An 18,893-nucleotide genomic window follows, 5' to 3' on the forward strand; every position below is an offset into this window, starting at 1 on the left:
GGAGGTGAGGGACGGAGGTCCCGACATGCCGGACCGTCCGTCCCGGGGGTCAGGCGCTGCGGGCCAGCCGGGTGTGGGTGTTGTTGAGGTAGTGGTCGCCGATGTCGCGGAGCCGGTGGGCGGGGCGGGTGCGGGCGGTGAGGGCGCGGGCGTTGCGCCAGAAGCGGTCGAAGCCGGGGCCGCCGCCCCCGGCGCCCGGGGCGGCGGGCGGGGCGCCCTCGACGAGTTCCAGGATGCGGGTGGTCAGCTGGACGGCCGTCCGGCCGGTGACGGTCTCGGCGGCGGCCACCAGGACCGCGAGGTCGGCGCGCTCCTCGAAGCCGAGCGTCCAGCCGGAGCGCAGGCCGTGCGCGAGGGCGTCGGTGGCGCGCTCGGCGACGGCGGCGGCGGTGTGGGCGGCGGTGGCCAGTTCGCCGTAGGAGAGCAGCAGGTACGGGTCGTCGCCCTGTTCGGGAAGGCCGTGGTCCGACAGCCCGTGGTCCGTCAGCCGGTGGTCCGTCGGTCCGTGGTCCGCCGGCCCGCGGGCCGACCGGCCGCGGGTCCCCGGGCCGTGGGCCGGTGCGGCGTCACGCGGCGCGGGTGATCGCTCCGGGGCGAGGGCCGACCGGTTCACGTCCCGGGCCTCGGCGAGCGCGCCCTCCGCGATGCCGAGCGCCACGTGCACCAGCAGCAGCCTGAGCACCAGCGGGGCGAGCGTGGTGAAGGGGGCGATCGCGTGTTCGTCGGCGGGGAGGGTGCCGAGGACCCGGGTCCGGGGGACGGGGACGTGGTCGAAGACGACCGTGCCGGCGCCGGCCAGGCGCTGCCCGACCCGGTCCGGCGCCGGGTCGGCGAAGACCCCCGGGTGTGCCGGGTCCACCAGCACGACCAGCAGGTCGCCGGTGCCCGCCGGGCGGGCGGCGACCACGAGCCGGTCGGCGACGGTCACGGCGGAGTCGAAGGCGCGGCGGCCGTCGAGGAGCCAGCCGCCGCGGTCGGCGCGGGTGAGGGTGAGGCCGGGGGCGGTGCGGGCCGACGGGGGCTCGGCCGAGCCGGCGAGCAGCCAGCCCTCGGCGGCGGTGCGGGCGTCGAGGCGAGGGAAGGTTTCTCCGGCCCGCCCCGAGGGGCCCGCGAGGAAGCGGCTCGTCCAGGACAGGGCGTAGTGGTGGGCGAGGAGCTCGCCGACCGAGCTGTCGGCGGCGGAGAGCTCCCGCACGGCGGAACACGCGGTCCGCAGGTCGGCGCCGTGGCCGCCTCCGCCGAGCGTCGGGTCCGGGTCCGCCGCCGTCAGGAAGGCGGGGAGGCCCGCCTCCTGGAGGCGTTCGACCTCGTCGCCGGGGCTCTTCCCGGCCCGGTCGCGGGCGTGCGCGTCGACGGCCAGGTCGTCGGCGAGTTCCCGCACGACCCGCCGCCAGAGCGTGTCGTCCCTCGGCCCCGTCTGCTGTGTGCTCATCCCACCCCGCCCGCCCTCCAGTAATCCCACTGAATCACTAGGGATAGTGGCAGAGCGAGGCCCGGGGCCCCAAGAGGCGTCCGCTATGTGGATGAGGGTGTTTCGTTCTGTGAGATGGCGTCAAGTCGCCGCAGGTGGGACGGGGTTGACGTGAGGGCGGTCAGGGGTTGGTCCACGCCTCCGGGTCGTCCGCCCGGGCCGTGATCCCGGCCGGCAGGTGTGCCGAGGCGACCTCCGCGAGCGAGACGCCCAGTACCTCGCGGACGCTGGCGCGCAGGGCGATCCACAGCGGCAGCAGGGACTCGGCGGGGCCCGTGTAGGCCAGGTCCGGCGGGCGCTCGCCGCGCACCGAGACCAGGGGGCCGTCCACGCAGCGGATGACGTCCGCGACCGAGATGGTCTCGGCGGGGCGCGCGAGCCAGTAGCCGCCCCGCCCGCCGCGCTGGCTCTCCACGAGCCCGCCCTTGCGCATGTCCCCCAGGATGCCCTCCAGGAACTTGTGCGAGATGCCCTGTCCCTCGGCGATCGCCTCGGCCTTCAACGGCCCCGCGTCCCGGGCGGCCGCGAGCTGGAGGGCGGCCCGCACGGCGTAGTCGGCCCTGGCTGAAATGCGCATGCGGCGCATTATTCCGTACGGCTCCGAGAGGCGCCGGACGCCCGCGGCCGGGCCGCGACTCCGCCCGTGCGGGGCGCGGGGAGCGCCGTCCGGCCGTCGGACGGACCGGTCCCGGGGGGCAAGTCCCGGGGCGGGGGCGGGGCGCGCCCGTACGTCCTGTCCGCGCCCTTGACGGCGTCCTCGGGCCGCCCGACACTCGGGAGAGGAATCCGAGCGGACGGGTAGGGAATCATGCGAGACGGCGACGGGTTCGACGGGGCCGGTCCGCATCCGGCCCGTCCCCTCCCGTCCCCTCCCTCGCGGCCCCTGCGGTCCCTTCCGTCGAGGCCCCTGCGGCTCCTTCCGTCCCGGGCCCTGCCGCGCCCCCTGGTCCTCACCTCGCGCCGTCACATCGACCTGCTGCGGGTGTGCAGCGCGGCCTGACCGCGCTCCGGGCCGGGGGCCGGGTCGGTCCCGTCCGGCCGGCCCCCTCGTACCGCCTTCCCGTCACTCCGCTGCCGCCGCACGGGCGTTCCCGCCTGCCGTGGAGCACGCCCGTCCGGACCCAGCGCCGAGCCAACCCTGGGAGCACCATGTCCGTCGTCGTCCCGTCCTCGCTGCTGCCCGCCTCCGCTTCGCCCGCCTTCCGGGGGCGGATCGGCCGCGACGCGGCGAGCGGCCACTACGCCGTGCCGTACCGCTATCGCCTCCACGTCGCCCCGGCCGACCCCGACTGTCTGAGCATCGCCGTCACCCACGGACTCCTGGGCCTGGACACCACGCTGCCGCTGCGGCTCCTGCCCGAGCTGCCCGACGCCCCGGACGGTTCGTACACCGTGCTCCGGCCGCTGTACGAAGCCAGCGCCCACCTCTACACCGGTCCCGCCGCCGCCCCCGTGCTCGGCGACATGTGGACCGGACGGATCGTCAGCACCCATGTCCCCGACATCCTCCGCGACCTCGCCCTCCGCTTCCGGGGCGACGGCCCCGACCTGCTGCCGGAGGGGCACCGGGAGGAGATCGACGCCGTCGCCGCGCTCTGCGCGGACGGCATCCACCGGGCCGCGCAGCGCGCGGGCGAGCTCGGGCTCGACCCGGAGGCCGGCGCCCGGCGGGAGGCGGAGGACGCGCTCGGCGCGCTCTTCGCGGCGCTGGGCGGGCTCGACGCGCGGCTCGCCGGACGGCCCTACGTCCTCGGGCACGCCCCGACCCTCGCCGACGTGCACGTGTGGGGGGCCCTGGTGCAGCTGGACACCGTGCACCGCTGGCACCTCGACGCGGAGGCCCTGCGCCGCGTCGCCGCCCACCGTGACCTCTGGGCGTACGCCCAACGGCTCGCCGCCCAGCCGGTGTTCGCCCGCCACCTCGACGTGGCCGCCGTCCTCCGCCGGCACCGCGCCCACTGCAAGGGGCGGGAGGCGGCCGGCGCGGCCATCCCGATCGTCGACTGGGGCGCGGCCGGCACCGGCCGCTGAGGGGGCGGGCCGTCAGGCGACGCGGCGCCCGGCCAGGGGCGCCGTGTCGTCGCCCGCGCCGGAGCGCACCCCGCGCAGGAAGGCCTCCAGGGCCTCCACCGACGACGCCGCGGGCTCCCAGCCGAGCTCTTCGCGCGCCCGGTCCGTGGACATCACCGGGAGGTGGCGCAGGAGGTCGAAGAGGCCGGGGGAGGCGGGGGCGAGGCGCAGGTGCCAGGCGGCCGCGAGGGCGCCGCGGACCGCGCCCGCCGGGACCTTCACCGGCCGGGCTCCGAACATCTCGCCGAGCAGCGCCGCGTCCACCACCGGGTCCGCGGCCAGGTTGTACGCGCCCCGCACGTCCCGGAGCACCGCCCGGGTGTAGGCGTCGGCGGCGTCGTCGGTGTGCAGGACCTGGAAGCGGAGGCCGGAGGGCTCCGGCAGCAGCGGGAGCAGGTCGGGGCGGACCAGCTGGCCGGGCAGGAACCGGCCGGCGAAGATCCTGCGCTGCTCGCTCGCCGACTCCTCCTTGAAGAGGAACGCCGGCCGCATCCGCACCACCCGGGTCTGCGGGTGGTCGCGCTCGAAGGTGTCCAGGGCCCGTTCCAGGTACGCCTTCTCCCGGCTGTAGGCGGCGCCCGGCCAGCCGTGCGTCGGCCAGGCCTCGGAGACCGGCGCGCCGCTCTCGGGGCCGGGGGAGTACGCCCCCACCGAGGAGGCGCACACCAGCGCGGGGACGTGCGCCGCCGCGACCGCGTCCAGGACCCGCAGGGTGCCCAGTACGTTGGTCCGCCAGGTCGTCACGGGGTCGTGCGTCGGGCCGAAGCGCCACGCCAGGTGCACGACCGCGTCGGCGTCGGCCACGTGCTGGGCGAGCCGGGGCTCGTCGCCGTCCAGGGACAGGTCGACGGCGGCCCACTCGACGCCGGGAAGGTCGAGGCCGGGCAGCCGTCGGGCCAGCCCGAGGACGGAACCGACCCCCGGGTCGCGCGCCAGTGCCCGCACCACGCTGGTGCCCACGTTCCCGGTGGCGCCGGTGACGACCACCCTCAGTCGCGTACCAGAGTTCATGTCTTCGACCCTCCGCCATCCGGGCGACCCCCGCACCTCGGCCCGCCCGGCGTCACGGAACGTGACCGTGCGGGTCGCGCGGGTGGCCGGTCGCGAGCACCATGGAGCGACGCACGAGACGGGCCCGTTACGGAGGAACCCATGCTGCTGCCCGACCGGAACACCGTCGAACGGCTCCTCCGGCATTACCGCGTCCAGGAGCAGTGCGTGCTGGACGGCTCGTGCGACCTCACCGTCCGCCGCCGCTTCGAGGACACCGCGTACACGCTGTGCGTGCTCATGGGCGTCCGCTCGACCCCCGAAGCGCTGCGGGCCGCCGAGCGGTACGTCGCCCCCCGGGCGTCCCTCTGACGGTCCGCCCGCGCCGCCGCCCCGCGCAGGGGGCGGCGGCGCGGGTCAGACACGCGACACCCGGCGGCGCCAGGCCCACAGCGCGAGGGCGGCCGCGCAGGCCGAGCCCACGAGGGAGAGGGGGAGCGCCACCGAGGGGCCCGCGTCGTCGGGCTCCACGACGGCGCGGGGCCGGTCCGCCGGGGCGCCGAGGGCGGCGGCCGGGGCGCCGGCGCCGCCGCGTACGGAGACGGCGCGGGTGTCCTCCGGCTTCTCCTCCGGCTTCTCCTCCGGCGTCTTCGGCGGCAGCAGCGAGCCGACCGGTCGGACCTTGTCCGCCGCGTCGAAGCCCCAGTCGAGGAGCTCGCGCGCCTCCTCGTAGACGGCGAGTCCACCGCCCGACTGCGGGTTCATCACCGACACGACCAGGGTGCGGTCGCCGCGCCGGGCGGCGGCGACGAGGGTGTTGCCCGCGTTGCTGGTGTAGCCGTTCTTGATGCCGAGGAGACCCGGGTAGCGGCCCACGCCGTCCGCCCCGGTGAGCAGACGGTTGGTGTTGGCGATGCCGTACGACCACGAGCCGGCCGGGAAGTCGGCGTACGCGGTCGAGCAGTAGCGGGTGAACTCCGGGTCGCGCACGCCCGCCCGGCCGAAGACCGCCAGGTCGTACGCGGACGAGACCTGGCCCGGCGCGTCGTATCCGTCGGGGGAGACGACGCGCGTGTCCAGCGCCCCCAGCGAGCGGGCCTTCTCCTGCATCTGGCGGGCCGTCGACTCCCAGCCGCCGCTCATCGACGCGAGGACGTGCACGGCGTCGTTGCCCGAGCTGAGGAAGACGCCGTTCCACAGGTCGGAGACCCGGTACGTGTACCCCTCCTTGACCCCGACGAGGCTGCTGCCCTCGCCGATCCCCGTCAGCTCCTCGTCGGCCACCGTGTGCTGCTCGGACGCCTCGTGGTGCGGGAGCGCCGTCAGCGCGAAGAGGGTCTTGAGCGTGCTGGCCGGCGGCAGCTTCCGGTGCGCGGCGCGGGCGGCGAGCACGTCGCCCGTCCCGGCGTCGGCCACCACCCAGGAGAGCGCCGAGGGAGTCGGCACGTCCGGTGCCCCGGCCAGCGGCTGCACCTGTGTGCCCGCCCTGTCGAGCCGCCCCGCCTCCATGAACCGCCGTGCGGGAGGGGTCGGTTCGGTGACGGATTCCGGTCCGAGGGCGGGGGCGTGGGCCTGGGCGGTCGCCGGGGCGCGGGGCGGGGTCGCGGCGCCGGCCACGGGGGCGGGGAGCACGAGCAGCATCGCGGCGGAGCCCGCGGCGGCATGGCGAAGAGCTGACGTGACGATCATTCAGTCACCGTAGGAAGGGGGTGGGGGGCGCGCAGGACGGAGTGCGCCACCCGGCCTAGAGAACGCGGCGTCGGGCGGCGCGTCGTGCCGCCGGGCGGGTGGTCGTGCGGGGGTTCCGCTCCCCTGCGCGGGTGAGGGCGTCCCGGTCCGCCGGGAGCATACGAGGCAACTCCACGCGAACACGTGTGCGTTGACCCTAGGATGCGGGCGGCCTGCCGTCGCCCGTTCGGTGGCCTCACACACCGTCAGGAGTGGACATGGACGCACGCACCGGAGCAGCCGAGGACCCCGCCCCGGCGCCGGAGCCGTACCGCCTCGACCCGGCAGGCGGCTGCCCGCACGCCGCCAACGCCCGGCTGCGCGCCCGGGGGGCCGTCGCCCCGGTGCTGCTGCCCGGCGACATCGAGGGCATGGTGGTCCTCGGCCACGACGCCCTGCGCGACTTCCTCTCCGACCCCGACGTCGCCAAGGGACCCCGGCACTTCACCGCGCTCTCCGAAGGCCGCGTACCGGAGGGCTGGCCGCTCCGCACCTTCGCCACCGTGCCCGGCATGACCACCGCGGACGGCGCCGACCACCGCCGGCTGCGGACCCTCGTCAGCAGCGCCTTCACCGCCCGCCGCGTGGAGGAGCTGCGCCCGCGCGTGGCGGCGGTGGCGGAGGGCCTGCTCGACGGCCTCGCCGAGGCCGCCGAGGCCGGCGGCGGCGTCGCCGACCTGCGCCGCCACTACGCCCTCCCGCTGCCGCTCGGCGTCATCTGTGAACTCCTCGGCGTCGACCCCGCGCACCAGGACCGGCTGCACCGCCTGTCCAGCCTCGTCGTGGCCACCGACACCGAGCCGGCCCAGGCCGTCGCCGCCAACCGCGAACTCCTCGGACTGCTCGCCGCCATCGCCGCGGCCAAGGCGGCGGCGCCCGGCGACGACCTCACCAGCGCCCTGATCGCCGCCCGCCACGAGGGCGGCGACCGGCTCACCCAGCCGGAGCTGATCGGCACCCTGCTGCTCATGATCATCGCGGGGCACGAGACCACCCTGAACCTGGTCACCAACGCCGTCCGCGCGCTCTGCGCCCACCGGGACCAGCTGGCCCTCGTCACCGAGGGCCGGGCGAGCTGGGCCGACGCGGTCGAGGAGACCCTGCGCTGGGACAGCCCCGTCAGCTACTTCCCCTTCCGCTACCCCACCCGCGACCTGACGGTCGACGGCACCCTCATCCCGCGCGGCACCCCCGTCCTCGCCGGATACTCGGCGGCGGGCCGCGACCCCGAGGCGCACGGCCCGGACGCCGACCGCTTCGACCTCACCCGGACCGGCGCGGCCAAGCACCTGTCCCTCGGCCACGGCCCCCACTACTGCCTGGGAGCCCCGCTCGCCCGCATGGAGGCGGCCGTCGCCCTCGAAGCGCTCTTCACCCGCTTCCCCGGACTCGCCCCGGCCGTCCCCGAGGCCGGGCTGACCCGCCACGCCGGCTTCGTCGGCAACAGCGTGCGCGCCCTGCCCGTCCGGCTCGGCGCCCCCGCCCGGTAGCCCGCTCAGCCGCGCCGGCCCCGGTCCATGGCGGGGGCCGGCGCGCCGGGAGGCGACGAGGGGGAGGGCCGCAGGGTGGAGACGAGCCGCAGCAGCCGGTCCTCGTTCCCCGCGAGGCCCGCCGCGCGCAGCGCCTCGTCGGCCTCCGCCATGGGGTTCGTCAGCATCACCCCCGCGTACGGTGCGAGGCACGGATCCGTCAGCACGGCCTGGGTGGATTCGAGCAGACGCAGGTACGCCTGGGCCGCGGCGCGCTCGGTGGCGGTGATGGTGGTCATGTCGGGCTCCCTCTCGACGGCTTGACGCACCCCACCCTCTCGCACGGGTCTGACAATGGCCCTCAGGCCCGCCCGCGCACCCGCGTGACAAGCCGCTCCAGGAACTCCCGCTGCCCCGTGACCAGCAGCGGAGCGGCCGCTTCCGGGGTGAACCACCCCACCCGGTCCAGCTCCGGGAACTCCGCGAGCGCCCCCGAACGCGGCGGCCACTCCATCGAGAACGTCCCGGGCACGACCGCCGCCGGGTCGAGGTCCCCCTCCACCGCCCACACGGTGACGGTCTTGCCGCCGGCCTGCCGCACCTCCCCGAGGCCGAGCCACTCGCCCTCCGGCACCGGTAGCCCCAGCTCCTCCAGGAACTCCCGCCGGGCCGCGTCCTCCGGCCGCTCGTCCGGCCCGTACTCCCCCTTCGGCACCGACCAGGCGGCCTGGTCCCGGCGTGCCCAGAACGGCCCGCCCATGTGCCCGATGAGCACCTCGATCCCGCCGTCCCCCGCCCGCGCACGACGGAAGACGAGCAGACCCGCACTGCGCCTGGCCGCCATGTCGCCAGTCTGGCTGAGCGGGGCGGGACACGCACGGCCACCGGCCCACCGGCCCACCGGCCCACCGCGTCAGCCGCGGCGGCCGACGGCGGCCCGCGCGCCCCCGGAGGACCGGTGCGCCCGGCCGTCGAGATGCGCCCGTACGGCGTCGGCGACGGCCCGCCCCTCGGCGGCGGCCCGCACCGCGGGCGCGCCGCCGCGCAGCAGGCCGCCCGCCGCGAACACGCCCGGGACACCGGTCCGCAGGGCCGTGTCCACCAGCGGCGCGCGGGTGGCGGGCGCGAGCGGCAGGCCGGCCGCGCGGGCCAGCTCGTGCTCGGGGACCCAGTCACCGGTCAGGACGAGGGTGTCGCACCCGACCGACCGGGTGCGCCCGTCCCGGTCCCGGACGGTCACCCCGGCGAGCCTTCCCCGCCCCGTCAGCTCCGCCACCACCGTCTCCCGCAGCACCGGGACGCCCGCGGTGCCGGGCGCCGCGCACGGCTCCTCGCAGACCACGGCCGCGACCGCGACGCCCGCGCGGCGCAGCAGCGCGACGGCGTGTCCGGCCATCGGACCGCCTCCGACGACCACGGCGCGCCGGCCGATCCGTTCCGGGCGCGGGCCGAGAAGGGCCACGGTCCGGTGCAGTTCGCCGGTCGTGAGGACCCCCCGGGGGCGGGAGCCGGGGAGCAGCCGGGCCGGGCGGGCCCGTTCGCGGGCCCCGGTCGCGAGGACCACCGCCCGCGCGGCGACGGTCTCCAGCCCGGCCGGCGCGGTCGCCTCCAGCGCGAGCGGCCCCGCCCAGCCGGTGACCGACACGCCGGTACGCAGGACGGCGCCGGCCCGCACGGCCGCCCGCACGGCGCGCCGCGCGTACCCGGGACCGTCCAGGCCGCGCCCGCGCGCGTCCGCGCCGAACCCCGGGTGGCCGCAGAACCGGGGCACGCCGCCGCCCTCGGGCTCCCGCTCCAGGACCTCGACCCGCCCGACCCCGCCCGCCGCGAGCCGGGCCGCCGCGGCGAGCCCGGCCGGGCCCGCGCCGACGACCAGCACGTCGACGGCCCGCGCCTGACGTGACCGTGCGTTCACCGGGCCCCGGCCCCCTTCCCGTGCTCCTCCAGCAGGGCGCGCAGCGTCGGCCGGCAGTGGCTGCCCTGGCAGCGGCCGGCGCCCGCCCGGGTCCGGCGGCGCAGGCCGTCGAGCCCGGCGGGCGGGACGGGCGAGCCGAGCGCGGCGCGCACCTCGCCGCGGGTGACGTGCTCGCAGTGGCAGACGACCGCGCCGAACTCGGGGTCGCGGGCGACGGCCGACGCGTCCCGGTACGGGCGGGGGAACGCCTCGCCGAGGTTCGGCACCCGGACCGGCGCGAGGGGCCGCTCCGGGCCGGTCCGCAGTCCGCACTCGGCCAGCAGTCCGAGGACGTGTTCGGCGAGGGCCAGGGAGGCGGACAGACCGGTGGAGCGGATCCCGCCGACCGTGACGTACCGCAACTCGGGGTGGGCCGCGCACCGGTAGTCCTCCCGCCCGGTGGCGGCCCGCAGACCCGCGTACGCGGCCGTCACCTCCTCCTCGGCGAGGCCGGGCACGATCCGGGCCCCCTGCTCCCGCAGCCCCGCGAGGCCGTCGGCCGTCGTCCCGGTGGCGGTCCGGTCGTCGAGGTCCTCGGCGGTCGGCCCGACCAGCACGTTGCCGTACACGGTGGGCGTGACGAGGACCCCCTTGCCGAGCGGACCGGGGACGGGCAGCAGGATGTGCCGCACCAGCGCGCGGGCGAACTTGTCGAGGACGAGCAGCTGGCCCCGGCGGGGGGTGACCGTGAAGTCCCGTACGCCGAGCAGCGCGTCGAAGCCGTCGGCGTGCAGACCGCAGGCGTTGACCAGGAACCGCGCGGTGAGCGGCCCGCGCGTGGTGGCCAGCCGGTGCGGCGCGCCGGTACGGGGCGCGGGGACGACCTCCGTCACCCGGCGGCCGAGCAGCAGGTCCACGCCGGACAGGACGGCCTGGGTGGCGTAGGCGAGGGTGGTGCTCCAGGCGCAGACGATCGATTCGCCCGGCACGGCCAGCGCGCCGAGCGCGCCGGGGCCGAGGTGGGGCTCGCGGCGGCGGAGTTCCGCCGCGTCGACGATCCGGGTGGCGTGGTGGCCGTTGCGGGCCGCCTTCGCGGCCAGCCCGGGCAGGGCGGCCCGCTGCTCCTCGTCCCAGGCGACCAGGAGCGCGCCGACCGGTTCGACGGGGATCCCCGTCTCGGCGGCGTACGCGGTGAGGAGCCGGTGGCCCGCCCGGACGAGCCCGGCCTCCAGGGTCCCGGGGGAGGCGTCGAAACCGGTGTGGAGGATCGCGGTGTTGGCCTTGGAGGTGCCCTCGCCGACGTCGTCCGCCGCGTCGACCAGCGCGATCCGCAGCGGGTACCGGGCGAGTGCCCGCGCGACCGCGCACCCCACCACCCCCGCCCCCACCACGACGACGTCGTACGCGTCGGCCGCGCCGTCCGGCAGCGGCCCGCGCGGGCCGGCGCTCACCCCGCCGCCTCGGGCTCCGCACCGTCGGCGGGCCGGCGTTCCAGGAGCGCCGACACCTCCGCCCGGAAGCGCCCGAGCCGGTCCGCCGCCTCGTCCGCCGAGATGGCGGGCTCGTAGACGGCGGAGGGCTTCCACGGCGGTACGGCCTCCGGGACGCCGAGGCCCGGGTCGTGGCCGAGGAGGGCCATCGCGCCGACGCCGAGCGCGGTCGCGTCGGGCAGCGCGGAGACCTCCACCGGCAGCTGGAGCAGATCCGCCTGGGTCTGCATGAGCAGCGCGGAGCGGGTCAGGCCGCCGTCGGCGCGCAGGGCGTCCAGGGGCGTGCCCCGGTCGCGGGCCGCCGCCGCGGCGAGTTCGACGACCTGCGCGGCGATGCCCTCGACGAGGGCCCGCACCAGGTGTCCGCGGCCGGTGTCGAGGCCGAGGCCGGTGACGGTGCCGCGGGCCTCCCCGCGCCACCAGGGGGCGGCGAGCCCGGCGAGCGCGGGCACGAAGGTGACACCGCCGCTGTCGGGCACCGTGCCGCCGACGGCGTCCAGGTCCCGCGCCCCGGCGATGACCCCGAGGTCGGTGAGCCAGCGGACCGCCGACGCGACGGTGTACACCTGCCCGTCGAGGCAGTGCTCGGTACGTCCCCGCAGCCGCCAGGCCACGCAGCCGACGAGGCCGGTCGTGGTGCGGCGGGGGAGGGGGCCGGTGCGGGCGAGCAGGAACGCCCCGGTGCCGTAGGTGCACTTGGCGGCGCCCGGCGCGGTGGCGCTCTGCGCGAGGAGGGCGGCCTGCTGGTCCACGACGAGCCCGGTCAGCGGCAGGGGCGGGCCGAACGCCGTGGTGGTGCCGACGGGTTCGTCGCAGTCGACGACGCGCGGCAGCTTCTCCCCGCCGAGGCCGTAGAGGTCGAGAGCGGGCTCGGACCAGGCGACGGCGGCCGGATCGAGCAGGCCGGTGCGGCCCGCCGTGGCCGCGTCGGTGACGAAGGCGCCCGTCAGCCGGTGCGTCAGCCAGGCGTCGCTCGTCGTCACCACCCCGGCGCCGGTGGCGTGTCGACGGATCCAGGCCATCTTCGGCGCGGCGAAGTAGGGGTCGACGGGAAGACCCGTCAGCTCCGTCAACCAGGCCTGACGAGGCGCGAGTTCCGCGCAGACGCCGGCCGCCCGGCGGTCCTGCCAGACCAGGGCGTCGGTGAGCGGATCGCCCGTCACCGGATCCCAGGCGAGGACCGTCTCGCCCTGGTTGGCGAGGCCCACGGCGACCACCGGGACGCCCGCCTCGGCGAGTGCCGCGCGGCCCGCCGTGACCACGGAGGCGTACAGCTCGGCGGGGTCGGCCTCGACCCGCCCGCCCGGCAGGTGGCGGGGGCGCACCGGGGCCGTTCCGGTGCCGAGCACCCCCCGCTCCGGACACAGGACGAGTGCCTTGGTGCCGGAGGTTCCCTGGTCGACGGCGAGTACCGGACCGCCCGTCATGTGCCTGCTCCCGTCGTGGAGTTCGCCGGCGGAAAGGGGTCAGGCTGGCGGGCGGACGGCGACCCGTCAACCCTTCCCCGGTGAGCCTGTCAGGTCGTCCCCGGCTACCTGACGGTAGCTCAAAATGATGCACTGGCCGAATAGTTACGGTCACAGGAATGATCCGGACGATCACCATCGGTCGCGCCTATAGTGAGCGCCGCTCGCCGACGGACCGCGGGCGCCGTTCGCCGCCCGACCGCGCCCGACCGAGGACCGATGACCACGCCCACCACCCGGCCCACCGCCCGTCCCGCGACCCCGCCCGCGCCCCCGCCCGCGCCCCCGCCCGCGCCCCGTCCCGCGCCCCCGCCCGCGCCCCGTCCCGCGACCCCGCCCGTGCTCCGTCCCGTCCGCTGATGCCCGGACACGGCTTCCGCCCCGTCTTCCACCCGGCCGGCCACGACCACGCCCTTCGCCACGCGCTCCAGGATCTGCGCACCGGTCGCTGGGGCGAGATGGCGCGGCTCCTCGAAGGCCCGGACGGCAGGGACGGCCCCGACGGCCACGGAGGCCCGGACGACAGGACCGGCGCCGGACACTGGGACGGCTGGACCCGGCGCACCCAGATCCTCGCCACCGTCGCCGCCGGCACCGACGTCGTCCACACCTGGCGCGCCGAACGGCCCGGGAGCGCCGCCGCCTCCGTCATGCACGCCCGCGTCGCCGTCGAGCGCGCCGTCCGCGCCCACCGCGCCGGCCACCCCCGCGCCCGCGCCCTCCGGCAGGAGGCGTGGACCGCCTGCCGGGAGGCCGCCGACCGCGCCCCCGCCGACCCGGTGCCCTGGATCTGCCTCCTCGCCCTCGCCGCGCTGGACCCGCGCGGCGACGGTGCCGGGCACCGCACCGCGCCGCCCGCGCCGATGCTGCCGCCCGGCCCCTGGGGGGTGCTCGCCGAGGCCGAGAAGCGCGATCCGTACAACCGCGAGGCCTACCACCGCATGCTCCAGTTCGTGTACGCGCGCACCGAGGGTCCGCTCGCCGAGGCCGTGAACTACGCCCAGTGGGCGGCCGCGTCCGCACCGCGCGGCTCGGCGCTGCACGCCCTGCCGCTCTACGTCCGGGCCGAGCGCTACCGGCGCGACCGGGGGCACGAACACGCCCTGGACCTGCACTGGGTGGCCGAGGACGCGGTGCGCGAGGCCCGCAGGGCGATGGACACCTGGTTCCTCTTCTGCGCGGTGCCGGAGGCCTCCCAGCTGGACCTCAACCACCTGGCGCACGCCCTCTTCGGAGCCCTGTGCTTCGCCGACGCGGCGCGGGTCTTCGAGGCCCTCGGCCCGTACTACACGACCGCGCCCTGGGCCCACCGCACCCCGCGCCCGGCCGACCGCGCCCTCGCCGAGGAGGTCTTCCTGCGGGCCCGCGCCCGCTGCCTCGCCGGCTGAACCCGCGCCCGTGCGCGCACCCGTACCCGCACCCGCACCCGTTCCCGTCCCGTTCCCCGATACGTACCGCTCCCCCCGCCCGGAGGTTCCCCCGATGGCCCGCACCACCCCGCCGGACGCACCGCACGGCCCGTCCCCGGCCTTACCCGACGAGGAGGCCCGGTTGCGCGAGCTGGGCTACCAGCCGGTGCTCGCCCGCCGCATGGGCGGGTTCGGCAACTTCGCCATCAGCTTCTCGGTGATCTCCGTCCTCTCCGGCTGCATGACCCTGTACGGCTTCGGGCTCGGCACCGGCGGCCCCGCCGTCATGCTCTGGGGCTGGGTGGGCGTCGGTCTCTTCGTCCTCTGCGTCGGCCTCGCCCTCGCCGAGGTCACCAGCGCCTACCCGACCTCCGGGGCGCTGTACTACATGGCGGACAGGCTCGGCGGCCGCCGCTGGGGCTGGTACACCGGCTGGCTGAACCTGCTCGGCCTGCTCGGCGCCATCGCCGGCATCGACTACGGAGCTGCCCTCTTCACCGGCGCCTTCCTCAACCTCCAGTGGGGCTTCGAGCCGACGCCCGGCTCCACCTTCCTGATCTTCCTGGCGATCCTGCTGCTCCACGCCACCCTCAACCTCTTCGGCGTCCGCCTCGTCAGCGTCCTCAACTCGATCAGCGTCTGGTGGCACCTCGCGGGCGTCGCGGTGATCGTCGGCGCCCTCGCGATCGTCCCCGACCACCACCAGTCGGCCGGCTTCGTCTTCACCGAGTTCGTCAACGACACCGGCTGGGCCAACCCGTTCTACGTGGCCGCGATCGGACTGCTCCTCGCCCAGTACACCTTCTCCGGATACGACGCCTCCGCCCATCTCTCCGAGGAGACCGCCAACGCCTCCGTCACGGCGGCCAAGGGCATCGTCCGCGCCATCTGGGTCTCCTGGATCGCCGGCTTCGCCCTGCTCGCCGGGCTCACCTTCGCCATCCAGGACTACGCGGGCACCGTGGGCAGCGAGACGGGCGTCCCGCCCGCCCAGATCCTCCTCGACGCCCTCGGCACCGGCGGCGCCACCGCCCTGCTCCTCGTCGTCATCGTCGCCCAGCTCTTCTGCGGCAACGCCGAGGTGGCGGCCGCCAGCCGGATGGTCTTCGCCTTCAGCCGCGACAACGCCCTCCCGGCGTCGGCGACCTGGCGGAAGGTCAGCTGCCGCACCCAGACCCCGGTGCCGGCGGTCTGGCTGTCGGTCGTCGCCGCCGCGGTGCTCGCCCTGCCGTCGCTCTACTCGACGACCGCGTACGGCGCCGTCACCGCCATCAACGTCATCGGCATCACCCCCGCCTACGCCATCCCGATCCTGCTGCGGCTGCGGGCCGGGCGCGACTTCACGCCCGGCCCGTGGAGCCTCGGCCGCTGGAGCCGGCCGATCGGCTGGACCGCGGTCGGCTGGGTCGCGGTGGTGACCGTCCTCTTCTGCCTGCCCCAGAAGAGCCCGGTGACCGTCGACACCATGAACTACGCGGTGATCGCCCTCGCCGTCGTCCTGCTCCTGGCGACCGTCTGGTGGTACGCCGCCCGCCGGTCGTACGGCACGCCGACCCCGTACGGCGGCACGGCCCGCGAGGAGGCCGAACTCGCCGAGAACATCGTCTGAGTCCCCGTCCGAGTGCCCGTCCGAGCCCCGCCAGAATGTCCGTCAGGGACGGTTCGGAGGTGGGGCGGAAGCGGGTCGGGGGCCGGTCAGAGGCTGTACTCGTACGTCCAGGCCGCCTCCCGGGCCGAGAAGTCGATGTCCGTGACCTCCAGGACGTGCCCGTGCTGATCGCTCACCACCCGGTGGACGCTCAGCCGGGCCGCGCCGCCGGCCGCCGCGCCCGCGCCGCCGCCGGTCGGGACCCGGACCGACTCCCGGTGGGTGGCGCGCAGGCCCGCCTGGTGCATCCAGTGGTACAGCAGCCGCAGGTCCGGCTGGTGCACGCAGTGGCGGGTCCGCCGGTAGCGGGCCAGCTGCGGGATCTCGTCCAGCGCGGCGCGGGAGAACCAGGAGACCGCCCGCTGGAGCTCCGGGCCCTGCGGGGCCAGCACCCGGTGGCGGTGCACCAGCGTCGGCTCGCCCGGCGCCAGGTGCAGCCGGCCGGCCAGCGCCGAGGGCGGCGACTCCCAGTCGAGCGAGGCCCGCACCAGGGCCTCCGCCGCGCGCGGCCCGCCCGGGAAGACCGGCCGCGCGGCGGACGGTGCCGACGGCGGGGCGGGAGGCGGCCCCTCGCCGCCCTCCGGGCCGTCCGCGGCGAAGGTGCCGCGCCGGTCGGTGACCACGAGCCTTTCCTCGCGCAGCAGTTGGAGCGCGCTGCGGACGGTCTGCCGGTTGACGTGGTACCGCTGTGCCAGGGACCGTTCCGAGGGGAGTCTGCTCCCGGGGGCCAGGGCGTGGCGGACGAGGTCGTCCCGCAGGGCGGTGGCGACCCGCAGATAGCGGGGGACCACCCCCTCAGGGGGCTCGGAATAGGGCGCGGAATCGGGTACGGCCATGATCAACCCCTTCTTCGCTCAGCGTCACCGCGTGGGCCGTATGGGTGATCAATTCCTATCATTGGTCTAAACCATTTTGCTAGGGCGGCCGTGCAGAGTGGCCGAAACCCGCGTCGCGCCCTGTAATGGGGACCAGGCGACAGGGCCGGCCGAGGCCGGCGGTGGAACAGGGGTGAGGCCGGATGACGACGCCCTCCGAGCACGCCGAGCGCGGCCGCGCGGCCCGCAAGCGGGTCCCGCGCTCCTCGCACGGCCGCTGGATACCGAGCTCGCAGCGCCCCGACCCGCTCACCGTCCTGGAGCACCAGGCCGCCGACCGGCTGCCCGACCTCGTCCCCGTGCGGTACGGACGGATGGCCGCCTCGCCCTTCGCGTTCCTGCGCGGCGCCGCCGCCGTCATGGCCGCCGACCTCGGCGCCACCCGGAACACCGGACTCACCGTCCAGCTCTGCGGCGACGCCCACCTGCTCAACTTCGGCGTCTACGCGTCACCCGAACGGACGCTTCTCTTCGACGTCAACGACTTCGACGAGACCCTGCCCGGACCCTTCGAGTGGGACGTCAAACGCCTCGCCGCCAGCATCACCGTCGCCGCCCTCCAGAACGGCAGCCCGCGCCCCAAGGCCCACCGCGCCGCGCTCGCCGCCGTCGAGGCGTACCGCACCACCATGCGCCGCCTCGCCGGCCTCGGGGAGCTCACCGTCTGGTACGAGCGGATCGACGCCGACGAACTCACCACCCTCGTCCGCCCCGGCGAACGCGACCGGCTCACCCGCACCCTCGCCAAGGCCCGCCGCCGCACCAGCCTCCAGGCCCTGGACAAGCTCACCACCCGCGACGGCGACGGCACCCGCCACATCGCCGAGGACCCGCCGCTCCTGGAACGCGTCGCCGACCTCGACCGGATCACCCTCGGCAAGATCTTCAGCGACTACCGCAGCTCGCTCTCCGAGGAACGCCGACTCCTCCTCGACCGCTACCGCTTCCGCGACGCCGCCCGCAAGGTCGTCGGCGTCGGCAGCGTCGGCACCCGCTGCTTCGTCGTCCTCCTCGAAGGCCGGGACGACGGCGACCCGCTCATCCTCCAGATCAAGGAGGCCGGCCGCTCGGTCCTGGAGGCGTACCTCCCGCCCACCGTCTACCCCCACCAGGGCCGGCGCGTGGTCTGCGGCCAGCGCCTCACCCAGGCCGCCAGCGACATCTTCCTCGGCTGGATGACCGGTCCGGAAGAACGCCACTTCTACTGGCGCCAGCTGCGCGACATGAAGGGCTCCGCCGAGGTGGAGGCGATGCCCCCCTCCATGCTGCGGGAGTACGCCAGGCTCTGCGGCCGCGCCCTCGCCCGCGCGCACGCCCGCTCGGGCGACCGCATCGCCATCGCCGCCTACCTCGGCTCCTCCGACGTCTTCGACCGCGCGGTCGCCGACTTCTCCCTCACCTACGCCGGCCAGAACGCCGACGACTACGCCTCCCTCGGCGCGGGCATAGCCGCCGGCATGATCACGGCTGCCCCGGGCGTCTGACGGGCCGGGCACCGAGCGCGGCCCCGACGAACCGGATCGCCTCCCGGGTCCGGACCTCCGCCTCCGGCCCCAGGTGCCCCGCGCCGTCGACCAGCCGGTAGGTGTGGGCGATGCCGAGCTCCACGAGGACGCCGTGCAGATGGGCCGCGCCCTCGTGCAGCAGGAACTCGTCGGCGGCCCCGCAGTCCACCAGGACCGGCAGCGCGGCCCCGCGGATCGCCTCGGCGTGACGGCGGGCCCGTCCCTGGACGGAGTTCCCCGCGTACGTCGTCGCGGCGTCGCCGGTCCCGTGCGCCATGGCCCGGTGGAGCTCGCCCAGGACGGAGGGCAGGTTCGCCGCGGGCACGTCCTCGGGCGTCTCGCCGGGGAAGACGGCCGGCGAGAGCGCCGCGACCGCCGCGAAGCGCTCCGGGTCGCGGAAGGCCGCCTTGAGGACGCCGTAGCCGCCCATCGACGCCCCGATGAGCGCGGTCCCGCCGAACGGCCCGAAGGCCGCCGCGAGATGCCCGGGGAACTCGTCGGCGACCAGCGTCTCCCACGAGGCCCCGTCGGGCCGGTCGAGGTAGAAGCCGTCGAGCGTGGGGGTGCTCACGCACGCCACGACGGCGCGGGGGAACTCCCCGCGCCGGTAGAGCTCCTCGTAGAGCGGCCGCGCGCGCTCCAGCGACGCCGCCGACGACATCGCGCCATGGAGGTGGAGGACGAGCGGCAGCCGCTCGCCCGCCACGCGGTCGGACGGGAGGAGGACCTGGTAGTCGACGTCGCCACCGGCCGAGGCCGAGGCGAAGTGCTCCTTGCGGAGGTGCAGCGAGTCGTCGTTCATGGGCCCTTCCCGGGTGGTCCTGCGGCCGTTGCCTCCCCCATGATCGACTTTCCTCCGGGGGAGGCAACGGGTTTTC

17 protein-coding genes are annotated in these 18,893 nt (G+C 76.4%); 6 read left to right on the plus strand and 11 right to left on the minus strand.

Going from position 1 to position 18,893, the window contains the following annotated elements:
• Positions 1–49 precede the first annotated feature (49 nt).
• Both ACFQ8C_RS10905 and ACFQ8C_RS10910 read right to left on the minus strand, forming a co-directional pair.
• Complete coding sequence (locus ACFQ8C_RS10905; RefSeq protein WP_383454677.1) at positions 50–1,432, minus strand: acyl-CoA dehydrogenase; 1,383 nt, start codon at positions 1,430–1,432, stop codon at positions 50–52.
• Positions 1,433–1,592: 160 nt separating this feature from the next.
• Positions 1,593–2,048 carry an RrF2 family transcriptional regulator gene (locus ACFQ8C_RS10910; RefSeq protein ID WP_383454680.1) on the minus strand — a complete coding sequence of 152 codons (456 nt, stop codon included), beginning with the start codon at positions 2,046–2,048 and terminating at the stop codon, positions 1,593–1,595.
• Positions 2,049–2,620: 572 nt separating this feature from the next.
• Here ACFQ8C_RS10910 and ACFQ8C_RS10915 point away from each other — a divergent pair.
• On the plus strand, positions 2,621–3,502 hold the full coding sequence (locus ACFQ8C_RS10915; RefSeq protein WP_383454683.1) for a glutathione S-transferase C-terminal domain-containing protein: 882 nt from the start codon (positions 2,621–2,623) through the stop codon (positions 3,500–3,502).
• Between the two features lie 12 nt (positions 3,503–3,514).
• On the opposite strand, the gene ACFQ8C_RS10920 is transcribed toward ACFQ8C_RS10915, so the two are convergent.
• Positions 3,515–4,552 (minus strand): SDR family oxidoreductase, encoded by a 1,038-nt coding sequence (locus tag ACFQ8C_RS10920; RefSeq protein ID WP_383454685.1) that lies wholly within the window; start codon positions 4,550–4,552, stop codon positions 3,515–3,517.
• Positions 4,553–4,693: 141 nt separating this feature from the next.
• Here ACFQ8C_RS10920 and ACFQ8C_RS10925 point away from each other — a divergent pair, with 141 nt between their 5' ends.
• Positions 4,694–4,903 (plus strand): DUF5133 domain-containing protein, encoded by a 210-nt coding sequence (locus tag ACFQ8C_RS10925; protein ID WP_383454688.1) that lies wholly within the window; start codon positions 4,694–4,696, stop codon positions 4,901–4,903.
• Between the two features lie 45 nt (positions 4,904–4,948).
• Here ACFQ8C_RS10925 and ACFQ8C_RS10930 read toward each other — a convergent pair whose 3' ends face one another.
• On the minus strand, positions 4,949–6,220 hold the full coding sequence (locus ACFQ8C_RS10930; protein WP_383454691.1) for a D-alanyl-D-alanine carboxypeptidase family protein: 1,272 nt from the start codon (positions 6,218–6,220) through the stop codon (positions 4,949–4,951).
• Between the two features lie 257 nt (positions 6,221–6,477).
• On the opposite strand from ACFQ8C_RS10930, the gene ACFQ8C_RS10935 reads away from it, so the two are divergent.
• Positions 6,478–7,749 carry a cytochrome P450 gene (locus tag ACFQ8C_RS10935; RefSeq protein ID WP_383454693.1) on the plus strand — a complete coding sequence of 424 codons (1,272 nt, stop codon included), beginning with the start codon at positions 6,478–6,480 and terminating at the stop codon, positions 7,747–7,749.
• 5 nt (positions 7,750–7,754) lie between these two features.
• Here ACFQ8C_RS10935 and ACFQ8C_RS10940 read toward each other — a convergent pair whose 3' ends face one another.
• The 5 genes from ACFQ8C_RS10940 to ACFQ8C_RS10960 form a co-directional block, all read right to left on the minus strand.
• Positions 7,755–8,027 carry a hypothetical protein gene (locus ACFQ8C_RS10940; protein WP_383454696.1) on the minus strand — a complete coding sequence of 91 codons (273 nt, stop codon included), beginning with the start codon at positions 8,025–8,027 and terminating at the stop codon, positions 7,755–7,757.
• A 62-nt stretch (positions 8,028–8,089) separates the two neighbouring features.
• A complete protein-coding gene (locus tag ACFQ8C_RS10945; protein WP_383454698.1) occupies positions 8,090–8,572 on the minus strand; it encodes an NUDIX domain-containing protein in 483 nt (160 codons plus the stop codon).
• 69 nt (positions 8,573–8,641) lie between these two features.
• A complete protein-coding gene (locus ACFQ8C_RS10950; RefSeq protein WP_383454701.1) occupies positions 8,642–9,643 on the minus strand; it encodes an FAD-dependent oxidoreductase in 1,002 nt (333 codons plus the stop codon).
• The gene (locus ACFQ8C_RS10955) at positions 9,640–11,073 is read right to left on the minus strand and encodes an FAD-dependent oxidoreductase (protein WP_383454704.1); all 1,434 of its coding nucleotides are present in this window, start codon (positions 11,071–11,073) and stop codon (positions 9,640–9,642) included. The genes ACFQ8C_RS10950 and ACFQ8C_RS10955 overlap by 4 nt, the downstream gene beginning before the upstream one ends.
• Positions 11,070–12,539 carry an FGGY family carbohydrate kinase gene (locus ACFQ8C_RS10960; RefSeq protein WP_383454707.1) on the minus strand — a complete coding sequence of 490 codons (1,470 nt, stop codon included), beginning with the start codon at positions 12,537–12,539 and terminating at the stop codon, positions 11,070–11,072. Before ACFQ8C_RS10960 ends, ACFQ8C_RS10955 begins: the two co-directional genes overlap by 4 nt.
• 398 nt (positions 12,540–12,937) lie before the next feature.
• On the opposite strand from ACFQ8C_RS10960, the gene ACFQ8C_RS10965 reads away from it, so the two are divergent.
• Both ACFQ8C_RS10965 and ACFQ8C_RS10970 read left to right on the plus strand, forming a co-directional pair.
• A complete protein-coding gene (locus tag ACFQ8C_RS10965; RefSeq protein ID WP_383454805.1) occupies positions 12,938–13,966 on the plus strand; it encodes a hypothetical protein in 1,029 nt (342 codons plus the stop codon).
• A 94-nt stretch (positions 13,967–14,060) separates the two neighbouring features.
• The gene (locus ACFQ8C_RS10970) at positions 14,061–15,596 is read left to right on the plus strand and encodes an amino acid permease (protein ID WP_383454710.1); all 1,536 of its coding nucleotides are present in this window, start codon (positions 14,061–14,063) and stop codon (positions 15,594–15,596) included.
• An 86-nt stretch (positions 15,597–15,682) separates the two neighbouring features.
• On the opposite strand, the gene ACFQ8C_RS10975 is transcribed toward ACFQ8C_RS10970, so the two are convergent.
• Positions 15,683–16,471: a GntR family transcriptional regulator gene (locus tag ACFQ8C_RS10975; protein ID WP_383454713.1), complete on the minus strand. Its 789-nt coding sequence runs from the start codon at positions 16,469–16,471 to the stop codon at positions 15,683–15,685.
• Positions 16,472–16,653: 182 nt separating this feature from the next.
• Here ACFQ8C_RS10975 and ACFQ8C_RS10980 point away from each other — a divergent pair, with 182 nt between their 5' ends.
• Positions 16,654–17,994: a DUF2252 domain-containing protein gene (locus ACFQ8C_RS10980; RefSeq protein ID WP_383454715.1), complete on the plus strand. Its 1,341-nt coding sequence runs from the start codon at positions 16,654–16,656 to the stop codon at positions 17,992–17,994.
• Here ACFQ8C_RS10980 and ACFQ8C_RS10985 read toward each other — a convergent pair.
• Positions 17,972–18,817, minus strand: a complete 846-nt coding sequence (locus ACFQ8C_RS10985) for an alpha/beta hydrolase (protein ID WP_383454718.1) — start codon at positions 18,815–18,817, stop codon at positions 17,972–17,974. The genes ACFQ8C_RS10980 and ACFQ8C_RS10985 overlap by 23 nt on opposite strands.
• Positions 18,818–18,893 lie beyond the last annotated feature (76 nt).

Origin of the sequence: Streptomyces sp. NPDC056503, assembly GCF_042794995.1 — a bacterium.
In the GTDB taxonomy this organism is placed as follows: Bacteria; Actinomycetota; Actinomycetes; order Streptomycetales; family Streptomycetaceae; genus Streptomyces.

What these genes read in the sequence shown, in the direction of transcription:
- ACFQ8C_RS10905 (WP_383454677.1), bottom strand. Translation starts at nt 1,432, where the DNA reads ATGAGCACACAGCAGACGGGGCCGAGGGACGACACGCTCTGGCGGCGG.
- ACFQ8C_RS10980 (WP_383454715.1), top strand. Translation starts at nt 16,654, where the DNA reads ATGACGACGCCCTCCGAGCACGCCGAGCGCGGCCGCGCGGCCCGCAAG.
- ACFQ8C_RS10970 (WP_383454710.1), top strand. Translation starts at nt 14,061, where the DNA reads ATGGCCCGCACCACCCCGCCGGACGCACCGCACGGCCCGTCCCCGGCC.
- ACFQ8C_RS10965 (WP_383454805.1), top strand. Translation starts at nt 12,938, where the DNA reads ATGCCCGGACACGGCTTCCGCCCCGTCTTCCACCCGGCCGGCCACGAC.
- ACFQ8C_RS10975 (WP_383454713.1), bottom strand. Translation starts at nt 16,471, where the DNA reads ATGGCCGTACCCGATTCCGCGCCCTATTCCGAGCCCCCTGAGGGGGTG.
- ACFQ8C_RS10985 (WP_383454718.1), bottom strand. Translation starts at nt 18,817, where the DNA reads ATGAACGACGACTCGCTGCACCTCCGCAAGGAGCACTTCGCCTCGGCC.
- ACFQ8C_RS10925 (WP_383454688.1), top strand. Translation starts at nt 4,694, where the DNA reads ATGCTGCTGCCCGACCGGAACACCGTCGAACGGCTCCTCCGGCATTAC.
- ACFQ8C_RS10935 (WP_383454693.1), top strand. Translation starts at nt 6,478, where the DNA reads ATGGACGCACGCACCGGAGCAGCCGAGGACCCCGCCCCGGCGCCGGAG.
- ACFQ8C_RS10940 (WP_383454696.1), bottom strand. Translation starts at nt 8,027, where the DNA reads ATGACCACCATCACCGCCACCGAGCGCGCCGCGGCCCAGGCGTACCTG.
- ACFQ8C_RS10945 (WP_383454698.1), bottom strand. Translation starts at nt 8,572, where the DNA reads ATGGCGGCCAGGCGCAGTGCGGGTCTGCTCGTCTTCCGTCGTGCGCGG.
- ACFQ8C_RS10920 (WP_383454685.1), bottom strand. Translation starts at nt 4,552, where the DNA reads ATGAACTCTGGTACGCGACTGAGGGTGGTCGTCACCGGCGCCACCGGG.
- ACFQ8C_RS10915 (WP_383454683.1), top strand. Translation starts at nt 2,621, where the DNA reads ATGTCCGTCGTCGTCCCGTCCTCGCTGCTGCCCGCCTCCGCTTCGCCC.
- ACFQ8C_RS10910 (WP_383454680.1), bottom strand. Translation starts at nt 2,048, where the DNA reads ATGCGCATTTCAGCCAGGGCCGACTACGCCGTGCGGGCCGCCCTCCAG.
- ACFQ8C_RS10930 (WP_383454691.1), bottom strand. Translation starts at nt 6,220, where the DNA reads ATGATCGTCACGTCAGCTCTTCGCCATGCCGCCGCGGGCTCCGCCGCG.
- ACFQ8C_RS10960 (WP_383454707.1), bottom strand. Translation starts at nt 12,539, where the DNA reads ATGACGGGCGGTCCGGTACTCGCCGTCGACCAGGGAACCTCCGGCACC.